This is a genomic window from Micromonospora sp. NPDC001898 (assembly GCF_042891255.1).
In the GTDB taxonomy this organism is placed as follows: Bacteria; Actinomycetota; Actinomycetes; order Mycobacteriales; family Micromonosporaceae; genus Micromonospora.
The window spans coordinates 180,821-198,310 of record NZ_JBIATC010000004.1 but is presented as its reverse complement, the minus strand read 5'-3'; the positions used below and the strand labels follow the sequence as shown (position 1 = coordinate 198,310).

Genomic DNA, 17,490 nt, shown 5'->3' with positions numbered 1-17,490 from the left:
TCTTGGTCAACGCGGAGGGTGGGGTGGGGTCAGTTGCGTTCGATCTGGTGGCCGATTGTTGAGGGGCCGAGCATCACGGCGAAACCGCTGCCGTCGCGGCGGGGGTCGGCCGGGGGCAGCTCCACCGGGTCGCCGGTCGCCGTCGCGCCGACCGGGCGCGGGCCGATCCAGGCCACCACCAGGTCCGTCTCGCCCCTGAGGAACCGCTGCGCGCGCACCCCGCCGGTCGCCCGCCCCTTGGCCGGGTACGCGCCGAACGGCGTCACCTTCACCGTCGCGCCCGTGGACGTGACCACCATCGGCTCGCCGTGCCCCGGGTCGTCGGTGCGGATCGCCCCGAAGAAGACCACCCTGGCTTCCCCCGGCAGGTTGATACCGGCCATTCCGCCGCCCTTGGGCCCCTGCGGGCGTACCAGCGACGCGGCGAAGCGCAGCAGCGACGCCTCGGAGGAGACGAAGGCGAGGGTCTCGGTGCCGTCGGTGAGCCAGCTCGCCCCGACCACCTCGTCGCCCTCTCGCAGGCCGATCACCTCGAACTCGTCCGAGCGGACCGGCCAGTCCGGCGCGCACACCTTCACCACGCCCTGCCGGGTGCCCAGCGCCAGCCCCGGCGACCCCTCGGCCGTCGCCCCGAGCGGGGCCAGGCCGACCACCGTCTCGCCGGGCTCCAGCGGCACCAGCTCGGCGGCGGACATGCCGCCGCGCAGCGACACCGTGCCCGCCTGCTCGGGGAGCACCGGCAGCGGCAGGACGTCGACCTTGAACGCCCGGCCCGCGCTGGTCACCAGCAGCACCCGGCCCCGGGCCGTGGAGTGCGCGACCGCCCGTACCGCGTCGTGCTTGACCCGGCCGCTGCGCCGACGCCCCTCGGACGCCTCCTCCGACTCGGCCGCGGTCCGGGCGACCAGCCCGGCGGCGGAGAGGATCACCTGGCACGGGTCGTCGGCCACCTCAAGAGGACCGGCCGGCGCGGACGCGGCCAGCACCTCCTTGAGGTCGCCGTCGACCAGGGTGGTACGCCGCTCGGCGCCGAACTGCTTCACCACGGCGGCCAGCTCGTCGGAGACGACCTTCCGCAGCACCTTCTCGTCGTCGAGGATGGTGGAAAGCTGGGCGATCTCCTTGCGGAGCTGCTCCTGCTCGGCCTCCAGCTCGATCCGGTCGAACTTCGTCAGCCGGCGCAGCGGGGTGTCCAGGATGTAGCCGGCCTGGATCTCGGAGAGCTTGAACTGGCGCATCAGGCCGTCCTTGGCGGCCTGGGCGTCGTCGCTGCCCCGGATCAGCCGGACCACCTTGTCGATGTCCAGCAGCGCGATGAGCAGGCCGTCGACGAGGTGCAACCGCTCCTCGCGCTTGCGCCTGCGGTACGCGCTGCGCCGCGTCACCACCTCGTAGCGGTGCCGAAGGAAGACCTCCAGCAGCGCCTTCAGCCCGAGGGTCCGCGGCTGGCCGTCCACCAGCACCAGGTTGTTGACGCCGAAGGACTGCTCCAGCGGGGTGAGCCGGTAGAGGTCGGCCAGCAGCGCCTGCGGGTTCACCCCGACCTTGCACTCGATCACGAGCCGGGTGCCGTTCTCCCGGTCGGTCAGGTCCTTGACGTCGGCGATGCCGGTCAGCCGCTTGGTCTTGTTGACCTCGTTGGTGATCGCGGCGATGACCTTCTCCGCGCCCACGCCGTAGGGCAGCTCGACGACGGTGATCGCCTGCCGGCCCCGGCTGCCCTCCAGGTGGCCGATCTCCACCCGGCCACGCATCCGGACCACGCCGCGCCCGGTCTCGTACGCCCGGCGCACCTCGTCGAGGCCGAGCAGCACGCCGCCGGTCGGCAGGTCCGGCCCGGGGATGAACTCCATCAGCTTGTCGAGGTCGGCGTCCGGGTGGTTGATCAGCCACCGGGCGGCGGAGACGACCTCGCCCAGGTTGTGCGGGATCATGTTGGTGGCCATCCCGACCGCGATCCCGGACGCCCCGTTGACCAGCAGGTTCGGGAACGCGGCCGGCAGCACGGTCGGCTGGGTGAGCGAGCCGTCGTAGTTCGGCTCGACGTCGACCGTGTCCTCGCCCAGCTCACCGACGAGCAGCATCGCCTCCCGGGACATCCGGGCCTCGGTGTAGCGCGCGGCGGCCGGGCCGTCGTCGGGGCTGCCGAAGTTTCCATGCCCGTCGATGAGCGGGACGTTGAGCGAGAAGTCCTGGGCCAGCCGGACCATCGCGTCGTAGATCGCGGTGTCGCCGTGCGGGTGGTACCGGCCCATCACGTCGCCGACCACCCGGGCCGACTTCACGTGCGCCCGGTCGGGGCGGTGGCCCGCCTCGTGCATCGAGTAGAGGATGCGCCGGTGCACGGGCTTGAGGCCGTCCCGGGCGTCCGGCAGGGCTCGGGAGTGGATCACCGAGAAGGCGTACTCCAGGTAGGAGTCGGAGACCTCGGTGACCAGCGGGTTGTCGAAGACCCGCGCGCCGGCCTGATCGAAGGCGGCAAGGTCCGCCTTCGGACCGGTGTTCTTACGGCGTGCCATGGTTCAGCTCTCTCCTCGGCGGGCCACGGTCGGCCGGCGCTGTCCCCGGGGGGCCACGGTCTGGCGGCGGGCGGTCCTCATGCGTCGATCGCGTCGCGGTCGACCCGGTCGGCGGACTCGATCAGCCAGTTGCGGCGCGGCTCGACCTTCTCCCCCATCAGCAGCTCCAGAATCCGCTCGGCGGCGTCGACGTCGTCGAGGGTGATCCGGCGGACCGCCCGGGTGGCCGGGTTCATCGTGGTGTCCCACAGTTCGTCGGCGTCCATCTCGCCGAGGCCCTTGAACCGGGGGATCGGGGTGACGATCTGCTTGCCGGACTTCTCCAGCTTGCGGACCAACGCCTCCATCTCCGCCTGGGTGTAGGTGTAGGTGGTCTGCGGGTTGCGCCCCTTCGTGGTGATCTTGTGCAGGGGCGGCATCGCGGCGTAGAGCCGGCCGGCCTCGATCAGCGGGCGCATGTACCGGGCGAAGAGCGTGATCAGCAGGGTGCGGATGTGCGCGCCGTCCACGTCGGCGTCGGCCATGATCAGCACCCGGCCGTACCGCAGCGCCGACAGGTCGAAGGTGCGGCCGGAACCGGCGCCGAGCACCTGGACGATCGCGGCGCACTCGGCGTTGTCCAGCACCTGTTGGAGGTTGGCCTTCTGCACGTTGAGGATCTTGCCGCGAATCGGCAGGAGCGCCTGGTACTCGGCAGTACGCGCCACGCGGGCGCTGTTGTGGACGAAGACCCCGGCTTCGAGTGCGAAGTTGTGGTACCCGTCGACCGTCAGATCGTAGACGTCCGTCGCCTCGTCCAGAGTTTCGACCGACACCACGCGGTGGTTGACCAGAGACGCCGCCTCGCGCAACCGCCCGTAGTCCCCGTCGTACAGGCTCAAAAGCCGGTCGAAACGGAGGCCGGTGCGGGCGCTCCGCATCCGTTCGCCTTCGTAGGCGGCGGCCAGGTCCTCGTCCGCCAACGACAGCAACGGCGCGAGACGACTAAGCGCCGCCAGGCGGCGGCCCTCCACCTGCCGGCCGACACGCTCCTGGCGCGGCACGGATGCCACGTAGCGAGCCCGTCCGGCCTGGACTTTGGCGAGTTGGTCGTTGCTCGGGTCGGTCATCCGCCGCCGCATCCGATGAGAGTGCTGCTCACCGAACTCCGGGTTATCCCGGTGCCAGGCCGATACGGCGTTGCGCTGACGTTCCCGCTCTGCGGGGTTCGCGAACTGCTCGATGGTCTTGCGGGACCGCCAGGCCCGCAGCTCCCGGTCCTGCCACTGCCGAACCGAACGGTCGCGCCACTCGGCACGGCGAGCCGGATCGGCGAAGAACGCACGCACCCGCTCAGTTGCCGCCTCTCGGTGCTGCGGGTGCGACCAGTACGCCGCCTGCCGCTCGCGCATCCGCTCGGCATAGGCGCGCCGTTCGTCCGCGCTGAGCGCGTCGTACCAGTCCTGAAAGCCCTTTTCGGTCTTCGCGCGAAACGCGGGCGACTCGTTGAGGGCGAACAGTCGCGCGAGGCACGCCTCACGGAAGGCGGGGTCTCGCCACTGCGCGGTGAGCATCGCCGAGCGGAACTCCCGCCCTCCGTTGTCGAACCACTCCCGCCAGCCGGCGTGGACGTGGTCCCCCATCATCGCCGCGTGCAGGGCGGAATGATCCGCCCACGTCATTCTCCGCAGGTTGCGCGGGTCGTTGTTGCGCTTGTCAATGTCAATATGGTGACGAACATTGCCGTTGGCCGCGCTGTCCCGGCCGTGCCGCAGGTTCCAGGCGTCCGCCAGGTAATGGGTGTAGACCCACTCCCCCTTGTCGTTCATCCAGACCCGCTCGTACCCCTGGAGCTTCTGCCCCTCCGCCTTGCTGGACAGGCTGCGGTAGAGCGGCATCAGTGAGTCGCCGGGGGTCAGCGCGTCTGCCCGGCGGTAGGAGCCGTCACGCAATCGAAAGAGGTGGTCGGGGGTGCATCGCACCGACTCGCCGTTGTCGATGGTCACGCGTACCAGTGGCGCACCGCGCTTGGTGAGCCGGGGCGCCACGAGCGGAGCGACGACCACCCGGCCTGCCTTGTTGGTCGTGTACCCGAAGTGGCCAACGCCTCGTTCCCAGTCGGCGGCCAAATCGGCGAACGACCTGCTCCGGCCGGATGCCAGCGCCACCATCGTGTCGCCGGTGAAGCACCCCAGGGCGCTGTCGCCCTCAACGATGAACAGCTCACTGCGGTCCACCCCGGTGGCGCGGCAGTCGACCAGCTTGGGCGGCATCGACGCGCCCTCCAGGGCGGTCTTGCGCCGGGCGGCGTCCTTCTGCTGCTTCTGGGTCAGCCGGACCCGGGCCGCGTCCACGATCTTCTGGAGCACCGTGCGGGCCTCGACCTTGGTGCGCCGGTCCTCCAGCCACGCCTTGAGGTGCGCCTCGATCAGCCCCTGGAGCACCTTGGTGATGCCGGCGGTGGACAGCTCGTCCTTGGTCTGCGAGGTGAACTGCGGCTCGGGGATCCGCACGTGCACCACGGCCGTCATCCCCTCCAGGACGTCGTCCAGGGTGGGCGCGTCCTCCTTGGGCCTGAGCAGCCCCCGGGCGTTGCGCGCCGCGTCGGCGAGGGTGCGGGCCATGGCGCGCTCGAAGCCCTTGCGGTGGGTGCCGCCGTGGGCGTTGCGGATGGTGTTGGTGAAGCACTCGACGGTGCGTTCGTAGCCGGTGCCCCAGCGGAACGCCACCTCGACCTCGGCACGTCGCTGCACGTTGGACTGCATGACGCCGTTGGCGTCGGCCGCGTTCTCCCGGTAGGTGCCCTCGCCGACGACCAGCAGGGTGCCGGAGACCGGCCGGTCGCCGCTCGGGGCGAGGAACTCCACCATGTCGGTCAGGCCGGCGGGGAAGTGGAAGGTCTCCTCGACCGGCTCCTCGCCGGTGAGATCGCGCAGCAGGTAGCTCACGCCGGGAACGAGGAACGCGGTGTTGCGCAGCTTGAGCCGGACGGCATCGGCGTCCAGCGCGGCGCCGGTCTCGAAGTACCGGGCGTCGTGCCAGTAGCGGATCGAGGTGCCGGTGCCCGCGCCGCGCTTCATCGCGCCGGCGACCTGGAGACCCGGGCCGGCGGTGAACGGGGCGTCGGGGCCGGGGCCGTCGAAGACCCCCGGCACGCCGTGCCGGAACGACATGGTGTGCACCTTGCCGCCACGGCGGACCGTGACGTCGAAGCGGCGGGACAGGGCGTTGACGGCGGAGGCGCCGACGCCGTGCAGGCCGCCGGAGGTCTTGTAGCCGGAGCCGCCGAACTTGCCGCCGGCGTGCAGCCGGGTGAGCACCAGCTCGACGCCCGAGATGCCGGACTTGGCGTGCACGTCGGTGGGGATGCCCCGGCCGTCGTCGTCGACCTGCACCGAGCCGTCGGCGTGCAGGATCAACTCGATCCGGGTGGCATGACCCCCCACACCCTCGTCGGTGGAGTTGTCGAGGATCTCGTTGACGAGGTGGCCCACGCCACGGCTGTCTGTGGAGCCGATGTACATGCCTGGGCGTTTGCGAACGGCGTCCAGGCCTTCCAGGTGCGTAAGGTCGTCGGCCCCGTAGAGCATCTCAGGCTGTGCGGTCAACTGGTCGTACTCCCAGGTCTCGGCGGTGTGGTGCCGCTCACCGGCTCGATCACATCGCGCGGCGCGCCGCAGCGAGCCTAACCGGGAGGTGGGACAGGACGTAGGCACCCCGCAGTGTGCGGGTCGCCCCGCCGCCGGCGGCGGCCCTGCCAATGGGCGGCCCGGAGGACGTCCACCTCCCCGGCAACGCCACAGAACCCGGGATTCATCCCGCCCGGCCATCCCTCGGACGACATGTCCGCGCCACGGCCCGGCCCTCCCCGGCGGTCCCGGGACGCCCCTGCCCGAACCCGTGCGGGGATGGCCGGACGTTGACGCCCGTCACTCTCCCGTGATGTGATCACCGCCTCATAGAAACTTTCATATTTCCATGGACTGATGGAGGACGCGTATGTCCGTGTTCCGTCGTACCGCGCTCGCGGCGGTGTTGACCGTCGCGGCGGCGGCGCTGTCGACCGCCGTCGCACCGCCCGCCCCGGCGGTTGCCGGCCTCCCCACCGCCGCCGTGGCGCTCGGCGACAGCTTCATCAGCGGCGAAGGGGCCGGGGCCTACTCCCCGGTCTCCGACGTCAACGGCATCAACCAGGGCTTCCCCGGCTGGACCGCGCCGAACAGCAACGCCTACTTCTGCCACCGGTCCCCCAACGCCTCGCTGTTCCAGGCCAACCTGCCGGGCATCCAGGCCCGGTTCAACCTGGCCTGCTCGGGCGGGCAGCCGTACGACATCGGCAACGCCTCGGTCAACCGGACCAAGGGCCGTGCGGTCGCCTCCCAGCTCGACCAGCTCCGCGCGGTGGGCCAGACCCACGACATCGACCTGGTGCTGGTGGGCCTGGGCTCGAACAACAGCTCGTTCACCTTCGGCAGCGTCGCGGAGAAGTGCGCCAACCGGTTCATCGCCGACGCGTGGACCGGCTGGTGGGAGTTCTGGGCGTACCTCGGCGGGCCGGTGCCGCAGGAGCCGTGCAGCGACGCCGACCTGGCCACCGCGGCGCAGCTGAGCGCCGCGACCGCGGAGACCACCGCCGCCGTACGGCAGATCCTCACCACGCTCGACCAGATCGACGCCGACGGCCAGCACCGGATCGTGTTCCAGGACTACACCAACCCGCTGCCGTTCGACCTGGCCTCGAACTACTGGGAGGAGGACGGGCGGCAGGACGACCGGGACAAGTTCCGGGACCTCGGCGCCGAGCGGTACGCGGCCGGTTGCCCGATCCACCGGGCCAGCCTGCGGCCCGGGCACAACTTCTCCGCCGGGCTGGGCACCCTGGTCCGCTCGACGCGCGACAGCCTGGCCAGCCAGTTCCCCACCGCCGACCTGGTCTACCTCAACGTGCAGCGGGCGTTCGACGGCGCCCGGCTCTGCGAGCAGCCGACCAGCCCGTCCGGGGCGCTCGCCACGCCGATCCGGCTCCAGGACGGCGCGACCGGCACCTTCGTCACCAGCCTCGCCGGCAAGGACAAGATCGCCATCCAGCGGATCGCCAACACCTGCGTGAGCTACTTCCAGACGTGCCAGGAGTCGTGGCACCCCAACGTGGCCGGGCACCAGGTGCTGGGCCGCTGCCTGGCCGGCGCCTCCTCCACCACCGCTCGCGCGGTGGCCTGCGTCCGCGCCGGGGACGGGACGATCAGCGTCGGCTGACCGCCCACCGCCGGTGCGAAGGGGCCCCTGTTGCCAGGGGCCCCTTCGTCATCTCCGGCCGAGGGTGAGCAGGAGGGGGCCGGTCGGGCCGTCGACCAGGTCGCCGAGCCGCGTCTCGTCGAGGACGGCGAGGAACGCGTCCTGCGCGCGGCGCAGCTGACCACGCAGCCGGCAGCCGGCGACGAGGGGGCAGGCCGACTGTTCGCAGGAGACCACCTCGTCGTCGCCCTCGAAGGCCCGCACGACCGCGCCGACGGTGAGCTCGCCGGCCGTGCCGGCGATGGCCACCCCGCCGGAGCGGCCCCGGATGGTCACCAGCACCCCGATCCTCTGCAACCGTTGCACCACCTTGGCGACGTGGCTGCGCGGCAGCGCGAGCTGTTCGGCCAGCTCGTCCACCGTCGTACGGGCCTGGGAGGCGGCGGTCAGCATGGCGATCCGCAGGGCCATGTCGGTGGACCGGTTGAGCTTCACGCACCGACCCTAGCCACCGCGACCGCGCCGCGCCCCGGGCCGGACGACCCGCCCCGGTGTGATCCGGGCGACTCCGCAACCGGGACCTTCGGCCCTGAAGAGGTATTTGGGATTCCTGTTTATTGGGCACGTCGTCGACGAAAGCGGACGACACCGGACGACCGCAGGAGGACATGTCATGCTCACGGAGTCATCGGCGGCGGTGGTGCGGGCGACCCTGCCCGCCGTACAGGCGCACGGCGAGGCGATCACCGGCCGGTTCTACCAGCGGATGTTCGACGCCCATCCGGAGCTGCTGGACCTGTTCAACCGGGGCAACCAGGCCACCGGGCAGCAGAAGGCCGCGCTGGCCGCCGCCGTCGTCGCGTACGCGGAGCACCTGGTCGGCGCCAGCGACGCGCCGTGGGGGCCGATCCTGGACCGGATCGCGCACAAGCACGTCTCGCTCGGCATCACCCCGGCGCAGTACACCGTCGTGGGCCGGCACCTGCTCGCCGCCGTCGGCGAGGTGCTCGGCGACGCGGTCACCCCGCAGGTCGCCGCGGCCTGGGACGAGACGTACTGGCTGCTGGCCTGCGAACTGATCGCCCGTGAGGCCCGGCTCTACCAGGGCGCCGGGGTGGCCGAGGGGCAGCCGGTCTGGCGGGCCTGGCGGGTGGCCGAGCGGGTCCGGGAGACCGCCGACGTCATGTCGTTCGTTCTGGAGCCGGCCGACGGCGGCCCGGTGCCGGAGTTCGTCCCCGGCCAGTACGTCTCCGTCGCGGTCGACCTCGACGGCGGCCGGGGCCAGCAGATCCGGCAGTACAGCCTCTCCGGCCGGCCCGGCGCGGCGCGGTGGCGGATCACCGTGAAGTGGGTACGCGGCACCGCCGGCGCGCCCGACGGCATGGTCTCCACGTTCCTGCACGAGCGGGTGGCCGTCGGCGACACGCTGCGACTCAGCCCGCCGTTCGGCGAGGTGAGCGCCGTGGCCGGGGAGGGACCGCTGGTGCTGGTCAGCGCCGGCATCGGGCTCACCCCCGCGATGGCCGCGCTGGAGCACCTCGCGGTCACCGCGCCGCAGCGGCCGGTGACTCTGGTGCACGCCGACCGGGCCGGCACCGCGCACGTGCTCCGCGACGAGCTGCCCCGGCTGCACCACGCCCTGCCCAACCTGCGCACCGCGCTCTGGTACGAGCATGTCGACGCCACCGACGGGCCGCTCGCCGAACTGCCGGTGCGGGTCAGCCCGGGGCGCGTCGACCCGGAGCTGATCCCGTTCACCCCCGGCGCCCACGTCCACCTGTGCGGCCCGCTGCCCTTCATGAACCTGGTCCGCAGCACCCTGCTGCGCCGCGGCGTCCCCAGCGACCGGATCGCCTACGAGGTCTTCGGCCCCGGCATGCTCCGCGACGGGGCCTGACCCGAGGAGGTTAGGAGGCGAGGGCGGGGGTAGGGACCTGTCGTGCGCGTTCCAGGGAACCTCGCCGGCTCGACGGGTCCCCACCGGCCGGGACGGGCTGACGGAGGAGGAAGAATGCGGATCGCGATGGTCTCGTCGCAGGCCAGCCCACTCGCCGCCCTGCGCGGGGAGAGCACCGGCGGGCAGGACACGCACGTGGCGGAGCTGGCGGCGGCGCTGGTCGGTCAGGGCCACGACGTGCGCGTCTACACCCGCCGCGACTCCCCCGGCCTGCCCGACGCGGTCGCCACCCCGGATGGCTACGAGGTGCTGCACGTGCCGGCCGGGCCGGCGCACCTGCTGCCCGGGGACGAGATGCTGCCGTACGCGGGCGAGTTCGGCCGGTGGCTGGCCGGCCAGTGGCGCGACGGCCCCTGGCTGCCCGACGTGGCGCACGCGCACTTCTGGATGAGCGGGCTGGCCACCGTGCACGCCAGCCGGCGTGCCGGGGTCCCGGTGGTGCTGACGTACCACACCCTCGGCACGGCACAGCGGCGACACCCGGGTGCCCGGGACACCGGCCCACCGGGCCGGATCGGCTACGAACGCGCGCTCGGCCGGGCGGTCGACCTGGTGGTGGTGCAGGGCCAGGACGAGATCGGCGAGCTGATCCGGCTCGGGGTTCCCCGGTCCCGGATGGCGCTGGTGCCCGCCGGGGTCAACGAGCGGATGTTCCGCCCGGACGGCCCGGTGGCCCCGCGTGACCCGGCCCGCCCCCGCGTGCTGACCGCGGGTCGGATGGTGGAGAGCAGCGGCTTCCAGGATGTCGTCCGGGCCATGTCCGCGGCGCCGGGGGCCGAGTGCGTGGTGGTCGGCGGCCCGCCGGCCGGAGGGCTGCCCGCCGACGGCTTCGCCCGACGCCTGACCGCGCTCTCCCGGTCCTGCGGGGTGGCCGACCGGGTGAAGCTGATCGGCGCGGTGCCCCGCGAGAAGTTGGCCGCCTGGTACCGCTCGGCCGACCTGCTGGTCGCCGCCCCGTGGCACGCGCCGTTCGGCCTGACCGCCCTGGAGGGCATGGCCTGCGGTGTCCCGGTGATCGGCACCGACGTGGGTGGCATCGCCGACACCGTCATCGACGGGCTCACCGGCGACCTGGTGCCGCCGCGCGACCCCCGGGCGCTGGGCACCGCGATCCGCCGGCTGCTCGGCGACAACGTGCGGCGCTTCGCGTACGCCACGGCGGCGCTGGACCGGATCCGTAGCCGGTACTCGTGGAGGCGCTGTGCCGAGCAGCTCAACGTCGTGTACGAGACGGTGGCCACCGTCGCCCGCCCGGTGCCGGCCGCGGCCTGACGGCCGGCCACCCACGCCACCCTTCCTACCCGCCGGTAGCTTACGGCCGTACGCTGGGCGGATGAGCGCGACCGGGGAGTACACGCAGGAGTTCGTCGACGTCGAGGGTGCCCGGCTCGGGGTGCAGGTGTATCCCGAGCCCGACGGGGCCGCCGACGCCCCGGTGGTGGTGATCTGGCCCGCGATGGGGGTACGGGCCCGCTACTACCGGCCGTTCGCCGCCGCGCTGCGGGCCGCCGGCCTCGCCGTGGTCGTGGCCGACCTGCGCGGCACCGGCGCGAGCACCCCCGCGCCGAGCCGGGCCTGCCGGTACGGCTACGTAGAGCTCGCCGCGGACGTGGGCGCGGTGCTGGCGGCGCTGAAGCCGCTGCTGGACGGCCGGCCGACGATCCTGCTCGGACACTCCCTCGGCGGCCAGGCCGCGCTGCTGCACCTGGCCCTGCACGGCACGGACGCGGTGGACGGGGTGGCCCTGGTCGCCGTCGGCGTGCCGTACTGGCGCGGCTACCCGGCCCCACGGAGGTACGGGGTCCTGCCGTACACCCAGGGGATCGCCGCGACCGCCCGGCTGCTCGGCGTCTGGCCGGGCTGGGGCTTCGGCGGCCGGCAGGCGCGCGGGGTGATCCGGGACTGGGCGTACACGGCCCGCACCGGCCGCTTCCCCACCCTCGACGGGGTGGACGTCGAGGCGGCGCTGCGCACGCTCGACGTCCCCGTCCTCGCGGTGAGCGTGGACGACGACCAGTACACCCCGCACGCCACCCTGGACCAGCTCTGCGGCAAGCTCGCCGCGGCCACCGTCGCGCGCGAGCGCTACACGGCCGTGCAGGCCGGCGCCCCACTCGACCACTTCGTCTGGGTACGCGCCAGCGCGCCGGTGGCCGCGCGGGTGGCCGCCTTCGCCGCCGGCTTGTCAGGCTCCCGCCGCCCGGGTTGATTGCGGCGCGACGACCGTCACCGAGTTCGACAAATGGATGTTCCGCGACCGGTGGCGCCACCTGAAGAGCCGCTACGGCCTCTGACCGGTCACGGTGCGTACTTCCCCGATCGGCGGGTATGCCGCACCGCCAGTACCGTGGAAGGGGATCAGATGTCCGAACGGCACACCGCACTGCGCTCGATGCACGACCTGGGCCTGGCTGCCTGGTTCGGCGGCTCCCTGATGGGAGCGCTCGGCGTCAACGGCGCGGCGGCACAGATCAACGACTCGACCCAGCGACTGCCGGTGGCCTCGGCCGGGTGGGCCCGGTGGACCCCGGTCAACGCGGCGGCGATCGGCGCGCACCTGGCCGGCGCGGTCGGCGAGCTGACGACCGAGAGCCCCCGGGTGCTCGCCCAGGCGGGGGTGGCCCGGATCAGCACGGTGAAGACGGCCCTCACGGTCGCCGCGCTCGCGGTAACCGGGTACAGCCGGCTGCTCGGCATGCGGCTGGAGAAGGCGGGCGGCCCGTCCGTCGAGGGGACGACCGAGCCGAACCCGCAGACGCCGACCAACGTGGCCTCCAGCCAGCGGCAGTTGAAGCTGCTCCAGTGGGCCGTCCCGGCGCTCACCGGCGCGCTGGTGGTGGTCAGCGCGTACATGGGTGAGCAGCAGAAGCCGGGGCAGGTCTTCCGGGGCCTGCTCGGGCGCGCGGGTGGGCTGGCCAGCGCGCCCAGGGCGATGGGGAAGGTGGCCGCCATGGGCGCCGCCAGGCGGCACATGGCGATGTCCGGCCGCTGACCACCGCGCCGCCCGTGCCCGGCCGGACCGGTGGGCATGGGCGGCGCGCAGGCGGGCAGTCAGCGCCCGCAGCACCGACCCGACCAGCGAGGTGGCCATGACGAGCAGGGACGGATCGACGACCGGCGGGGACGAACGCGGACCTGGGTCCGCCGCCCCCTTCGGCACCAGCGACGGGTTCGACGCCGGCCCGCCGTGGGGGGCCGGCGAGGACTCCCCGATGGACGAGGGCAGCGAGGAGACCGCCGTGCCGCAGGGGAGCCTCGGCGACCGGCGGGCCGGCGCGCCCGCCGAGCCCACCGGGCCCGCAGGGCGGCACGGGTTCGGCAACGTTGAGGACAGGCCGGTCGCCGAGGCGGGTCCGGGGGCGCCGCCCGACCCGGCGCCGTCGCGGCGCGCGTTCCCGAACGACAGCGCCGGCGGGGACCTGCCGGACAACGCGCTCGAGGAGGCGACCGGGATGCACCCGGAGGGGATCAACCGGCGCGGCTGACCGGCGTCCCACCGGCCGGCACGCCCGCCTCCGCCAGGACCTCCACCAGGCGGGCCGCGTCGCGCTGGGCCTGGTCGCCGCAGCAGTTGTTGAACAGGACGTGCAGCTCGTCGCTGGTGTCGGCCAGCTCGACCAGCAGCCGCGACCAGTTCCGCAGCTCGCGCTCGCCGTAGGCGTACCGGTATTTGTCCTGTTTATCGCCGCCTTCCCAGGCGGCGCTGTGGCCGTGGAAGCGGACCACGGCCGGTGCGGCGGTGGCGACCAGGATCGGCGGCACCGACGAGACGAACCCCTGTGGCATGTCCACGCAGACGTAGGAGAGGTCGTGCTCACGCAGCAGGGCGAGCGTGCGCAGGACGGCGTCCTCGGTGAACCACGAGCCGTGCCGCAGCTCCACGCTGACCCGCCACGGCCGCAGCCGCTCGGCGGTGGCGACGATCCGCCGCTCGGCCGCGGCACTGCGGGCTAGCCATGGCGGGAACTGGAGCAGCACCGCGCCGAGCCGGTCGGCCGCCGCGATCGGCTCCAGCGCCGCACGGAACCGGCTCCACAGCTCGTCGTACGCCCCGGCGGGCAGGTCCCGCCACCGGATCCGGGACGGGCCGCCGGCCGGTCGCAGGTCCCGGGGCAGCGCCGAAACCGGGGTGGGGTGGCCGGTGAAGAGGCTGAACGCCTTGACGTCGAAGGTGAACCCGGGCGGGGCGGCGGCCACCCAGCCTGCGGTGGTCTCCGGCGCCGGCACCGCATAGTAGGACGTGTCCACCTCGACCAGTGCGAACCGCTCGGCGTAGTGGCGGAGGCGACCGGCGGGGGTGTTGACCGAGCGGGGGTACCAGCCGGAGCCCAGCAGCATCCGGTCGGCCCACGACGACGTGCCCACCTTGATCTCGCCCATGTGAATCAGTGGACCGCGTCCCGGCCGGATCGGCAACCGGAGCGGCGCCGCCGCGCCGGCCGACCGCCTGCGGCTCACCGGGACCGGTCGACGACATAGTCGGCGAGGGCGAGCAGGAACCGGCCGTCCTCGGAGTCCGCCCGCTCGCCCAGCGCCGCCGCGGCCTCTGTGCGCGCGGCGTCGGCCAGGTCCCGGGCCTGTCCCTGGGCCGCCACCACGCTGTCGTACGCGAGCAGCCGGCGGTGCAGCCAGCGCACCTCCGCGGCGGTCCGCGCGGAGCGGGCGGCGCCGAGGAAGCGCACCGTCCGCTCCCGCTCGGCCGGGGTGCACCGGTCGAGGAAGTCGATCAGGATCAGCGTCCGCTTGCCCTCCCACAGGTCGCCGGAGATCTCCTTGCCGTATCGGGCGTAGTCACCGACGAGGTTGAGCACGTCGTCCTGGATCTGGAAGGCCGCGCCGAGGAACCAGCCGTACCGGTCCAGCCGGTCCATCCCGGGCCGGCCGTCGCCGATGGCCAGGATGCCGGTGCGGCACGGATACACGCACGTGTACCAGGAGGTCTTCTTCAGGCACATCCGGTAGTAGTCGTCCGCGGTGAGGTCGCAGGCGTTGTCCCGGATCCAGCCGACCTCGATGGCCTGCCCCTCCAGGGAGTGGCGCAGCATCAACCGGGTCTGCTCGACCAGCTCCCAGGTCGTGCCGGAGCCGAGGAGGTCCCGGTTGGCCAGCAGCCGCTCCAGGGCGAGCAGGTTCGTCATGTTGCCGACGTTCAGCGCCACCGGAACCCCGTAGCGGGCCGACAGGGTGGGGGCGCCCCGACGCTGCTCGCTGCCGTCCTGGATGTCGTCGTGGATGAGGAAGGCGTTGTGGAACAGCTCGACGGTGGCGGCGACGTTCAGCACGGTGTCGTCGTCGGTGCCGCCGAACGCGCGGCAGGTCGCCACGCACAGCGCCGCCCGCAGCCCCTTGCCCGACCGGCCGGGGTAGTCGGCCACCAGGTCGTACAGATACCGGGGGCCGCCGGTGGGCAGTTCGGCCAGCAGGGTGGCCATGGTGCGGGCCCGGTAGCGCGCGAGCAGCGTGTCAACCGGGCCGTCGGTCACGGTGGCGGTCACCGGCTCAGCGGCCGTCGGTGGACGCGCCCGGCTCGGCGCCGGGGGCGTCCACCGGGTCCCCCTCGGCCCGGCGGGTGCCGGCGGAGACCCGGTCGAGCAGCCCGTTGGCGAACTCGGGGGTGAGCCGGGCGAGGTCGAGGAGGCTGTCCAGCGCGTCGTGGGCGTCCGCCGCGTACCGGCGGGTGAGGTCGTCGCCGGAGGCCGGGGCGGGAAGCTGGCCGACCACCATGTCGATCAGGGCGTGGGTGTCCTTGCGGACCCGCCCCACCACCTCGTCGAACGCCGCCGGGTCGACCCGGCGGTCCGCGGTGAGCCGCTCGGTGAGCCGCCGGGCGCTGTCGACGCCCCCGGCCAGCTCCTCCTCCAGCACGGACGCCGCCCGCGTCACCGCCTCCGAGAGGGTCTCACCGACCCGGTCGAAGCGCTCGTCGGAGCCTCTGGCCTGCGCATTCGGGTCTGACATGGCTTCTCCTCCACCGACGTTTGCCTGAGCCGGAGTCTCGCACCGAAGAGGAGGCCAGGCGGCGGACTGTAAGGATGCCGACCCGCCGGACGGGCGGCGGCCCCGTGGCCGCCGCCCGTTTGTTCAGGCCACGAAAGGGCAGGTCACCGGGGAGATGCCCGACGCGGAGAAACGGGAGACACGGATGCGCGCGCTGCGGTTGCCGAGGTGGAAGTCCGAACCCGAACTGGTCGAGGTGCCCGAGCCCACGCCGGGCCCGGGCCAGGCGGTGGTGAAGATCGGCGGTGCCGGCGCCTGCCACTCCGACCTGCACCTGATGCACGATTTCGAGGCCGGAGCGGTCCCCTGGAACCCGCCGTTCACCCTCGGCCACGAGAACGCGGGCTGGGTGCACGCCCTCGGCGCCGGGGTGACCGGCCTGGAGGTCGGCCAGCCGGTGGCCGTCTACGGCCCGTGGGGCTGCGGCACCTGCGCCCGCTGCCGGGTCGGCGTGGACCCGTACTGCGAGAACCCGGCCGGGGCGCCCGTGCCGGGCGGGGGCGGCGGGCTCGGCCTCGACGGCGGCATGGCCGAGTACGAGCTGGTCCCGGACGCCCGGCACGTCGTGCCGCTGCCCGACGGTCTCGACCCGGTGGAGGCGGCGCCGCTGACCGACGCCGGCCTCACCCCGTACCACGCCATCCGGCGGTCGTGGCACAAGCTGCCGCCGGGCAGCACCGCCGTGGTGATCGGCGTCGGCGGACTCGGGCACGTCGGCGTGCAGATCCTCAAGGCCACCACGGCGGCCCGGGTGATCGCGGTGGACACCCGCGCCGACGCGCTGAAGCTCGCCGAGGAGTACGGGGCCGACCTGACGCTGCGCTCCGGCGACCGGACCGCCGAGGAGATCAGGAAGGCCACCCCTGGCGGCCGGGGCGCGGACGTGGTCCTGGACTTCGTCGGCGCGGACGCCACGTTGGCGCTCGGCGCGGCAGCCGCCCGCACCGTCGGGGACCTCACCATCGTCGGGATCGGCGGCGGCACACTGCCGGTCTCGTTCTTCTCCGTGCCCTACGAGGTCAGCATCCAGACCACCTACTGGGGCAGCCGGCCCGAGCTGATCGAGGTGCTCGACCTCGGCGCGCGCGGGCTGATCAAGCCGAAGGTCACCACGTTCGGGCTGGACGACGCCGTCGACGCGTACCGGCAGATGCAGGACGGGTCCCTGGAGGGCCGCGCCGTCATCGTGCCGTGACCGGCGGCGGGGCCGCGCCGCGACGCGCGGCCCCGCCCGGTCAGTCCGCCCCGAGCAGGCCGCGCACGTACGCGGCCTGGCCGACGTGCTGGAGGTCGTCCTCGACGACGCTGACCAGCCGGACCCCGAGGGTCACCGGCGGATCCCACGCCTCGTCGACCACCCGGTCCAGGTCCGCCGGACGCAGCCCGGCGAGGAGCCCCCGGGTCCGCTCGGCGACCGCGTCGAAGTAGTCGAGCAGCGCCTGGGCGTTTTCCGGCCGGACGGTGGCGACCTGCTCCGGGGTGTGCCCGAAGCCGACGTCGTCCGGGTCGGCGGGCAGCCCGAACCGGCCCGCCCAGCCCCCGGTGACCCACACCTGCTCCGCGTCGAGCAGGTCGGCGACGTGGTGGTCCTGGATCCGGGTCAGGTGCCACACCAGCCAGCCCACCGGGTTCGCGCCGGTCGCCGGCGCCCGGCGCAGTTGCTCCGACGACAGGCCATCGACGGCGCCACGGACCAGTCCGGGCAGCCGGCCGTAGGCCTCGGACAACACATCACTCACGTCCACCCGGTCCTCCTCCACGTTGGGCCCACCCCGACGCAGTACCGCGTCAGCGGGCCGGCAA

Annotated in this window: 13 protein-coding genes and 3 pseudogenes; 7 read left to right on the top strand and 9 right to left on the bottom strand. The window is 73.3% G+C overall.

The genetic code is table 11. The features are described from left to right. Window positions 1-29: 29 nt before the first annotated feature. The 4 genes and pseudogenes from ACFYZF_RS11435 to ACFYZF_RS11420 form a co-directional block, all read right to left on the bottom strand. The gene (locus ACFYZF_RS11435) at window positions 30-2,519 is read right to left on the bottom strand and encodes a DNA topoisomerase (ATP-hydrolyzing) subunit A (protein ID WP_387018571.1); all 2,490 of its coding nucleotides are present in this window, start codon (window positions 2,517-2,519) and stop codon (window positions 30-32) included. Between the two features lie 77 nt (window positions 2,520-2,596). Further along, window positions 2,597-3,235 (bottom strand): annotated as a pseudogene (locus ACFYZF_RS11430) (toprim domain-containing protein); the annotation flags it as partial. Window positions 3,236-3,241: 6 nt separating this feature from the next. After that, window positions 3,242-4,693, bottom strand: a pseudogene (locus ACFYZF_RS11425) (DNA topoisomerase); the annotation flags it as partial. Next, window positions 4,688-6,088: pseudogene (locus ACFYZF_RS11420) on the bottom strand (ATP-binding protein); the annotation flags it as partial. The pseudogenes ACFYZF_RS11420 and ACFYZF_RS11425, both read right to left, overlap by 6 nt. 409 nt (window positions 6,089-6,497) lie before the next feature. Between ACFYZF_RS11420 and ACFYZF_RS11415 the strand changes: the two are divergent. Beyond that, entirely contained in the window at window positions 6,498-7,754 is a 1,257-nt protein-coding gene (locus ACFYZF_RS11415) for a hypothetical protein (RefSeq protein ID WP_387018569.1), read from the top strand. A 48-nt stretch (window positions 7,755-7,802) separates the two neighbouring features. On the opposite strand, the gene ACFYZF_RS11410 is transcribed toward ACFYZF_RS11415, so the two are convergent. After that, entirely contained in the window at window positions 7,803-8,228 is a 426-nt protein-coding gene (locus tag ACFYZF_RS11410; protein WP_387018567.1) for an RrF2 family transcriptional regulator, read from the bottom strand. A gap of 178 nt (window positions 8,229-8,406) precedes the next feature. On the opposite strand from ACFYZF_RS11410, the gene ACFYZF_RS11405 reads away from it, so the two are divergent. The 5 genes from ACFYZF_RS11405 (at window position 8,407) to ACFYZF_RS11385 (ending at window position 13,175) form a co-directional block, all read left to right on the top strand. After that, window positions 8,407-9,630: a globin domain-containing protein gene (locus tag ACFYZF_RS11405; RefSeq protein WP_387018564.1), complete on the top strand. Its 1,224-nt coding sequence runs from the start codon at window positions 8,407-8,409 to the stop codon at window positions 9,628-9,630. 114 nt (window positions 9,631-9,744) lie between these two features. Beyond that, a complete protein-coding gene (locus ACFYZF_RS11400) occupies window positions 9,745-10,962 on the top strand; it encodes a glycosyltransferase (RefSeq protein WP_387018561.1) in 1,218 nt (405 codons plus the stop codon). A 61-nt stretch (window positions 10,963-11,023) separates the two neighbouring features. Continuing rightward, window positions 11,024-11,899, top strand: coding sequence for an alpha/beta fold hydrolase (locus ACFYZF_RS11395; protein WP_387018558.1), 876 nt, complete (start codon window positions 11,024-11,026; stop codon window positions 11,897-11,899). 153 nt (window positions 11,900-12,052) lie between these two features. Then, window positions 12,053-12,682 (top strand): hypothetical protein, encoded by a 630-nt coding sequence (locus ACFYZF_RS11390; protein WP_387018555.1) that lies wholly within the window; start codon window positions 12,053-12,055, stop codon window positions 12,680-12,682. A gap of 97 nt (window positions 12,683-12,779) precedes the next feature. After that, window positions 12,780-13,175 (top strand): hypothetical protein, encoded by a 396-nt coding sequence (locus ACFYZF_RS11385; protein WP_387018552.1) that lies wholly within the window; start codon window positions 12,780-12,782, stop codon window positions 13,173-13,175. On the opposite strand, the gene ACFYZF_RS11380 is transcribed toward ACFYZF_RS11385, so the two are convergent. The 3 genes from ACFYZF_RS11380 to ACFYZF_RS11370 form a co-directional block, all read right to left on the bottom strand. Continuing rightward, a complete protein-coding gene (locus ACFYZF_RS11380) occupies window positions 13,159-14,070 on the bottom strand; it encodes a DUF72 domain-containing protein (protein ID WP_387018549.1) in 912 nt (303 codons plus the stop codon). The genes ACFYZF_RS11385 and ACFYZF_RS11380 overlap by 17 nt on opposite strands. Window positions 14,071-14,144: 74 nt before the next feature. Next, complete coding sequence (locus ACFYZF_RS11375; protein WP_387018547.1) at window positions 14,145-15,185, bottom strand: polyprenyl synthetase family protein; 1,041 nt, start codon at window positions 15,183-15,185, stop codon at window positions 14,145-14,147. Window positions 15,186-15,189: 4 nt separating this feature from the next. Beyond that, window positions 15,190-15,648 carry a hypothetical protein gene (locus ACFYZF_RS11370; RefSeq protein WP_387018545.1) on the bottom strand — a complete coding sequence of 153 codons (459 nt, stop codon included), beginning with the start codon at window positions 15,646-15,648 and terminating at the stop codon, window positions 15,190-15,192. Between the two features lie 184 nt (window positions 15,649-15,832). Here ACFYZF_RS11370 and ACFYZF_RS11365 point away from each other — a divergent pair, with 184 nt between their 5' ends. Then, window positions 15,833-16,882: an NAD(P)-dependent alcohol dehydrogenase gene (locus ACFYZF_RS11365; RefSeq protein ID WP_387018542.1), complete on the top strand. Its 1,050-nt coding sequence runs from the start codon at window positions 15,833-15,835 to the stop codon at window positions 16,880-16,882. A gap of 40 nt (window positions 16,883-16,922) precedes the next feature. On the opposite strand, the gene ACFYZF_RS11360 is transcribed toward ACFYZF_RS11365, so the two are convergent. Beyond that, on the bottom strand, window positions 16,923-17,432 hold the full coding sequence (locus ACFYZF_RS11360; protein ID WP_387018540.1) for a DUF664 domain-containing protein: 510 nt from the start codon (window positions 17,430-17,432) through the stop codon (window positions 16,923-16,925). Window positions 17,433-17,490: the final 58 nt, after the last annotated feature.